Source organism: Streptococcus sp. CCH8-H5, assembly GCF_001556505.1.
In the GTDB taxonomy this organism is placed as follows: domain Bacteria; phylum Bacillota; class Bacilli; order Lactobacillales; family Streptococcaceae; genus Streptococcus.
On sequence record NZ_LSIZ01000100.1, the window covers coordinates 1 to 237 of the forward strand.

The following is a 237-nucleotide window of genomic DNA, read 5'->3' on the forward strand; positions in this document are numbered from 1 at the left end:
AATCTACAGTTGACGTTGCTTCTGAACTTGCTGATGAAGTTGAGTCAGCAGTTGAAGCTACTTCTGAGCTTGCTGATGAAGTTGAATCAACGGTTGAAGCTACTTCTGAACTTGCAGACGAAGTTGAATCTACAGTTGACGCTACTTCTGAACTTGCTGATGACGTTGAGTCAACAGTTGAAGCTACTTCTGAACTTGCAGACGAAGTTGAATCTACAGTTGACGTTGCTTCTGAAC

The 237-nt window shown here is 42.6% G+C and carries 1 pseudogene; it reads left to right on the forward strand.

The features are described from left to right. Positions 1 to 237, forward strand: a pseudogene (locus tag AX663_RS10815) (hypothetical protein); the annotation flags it as partial.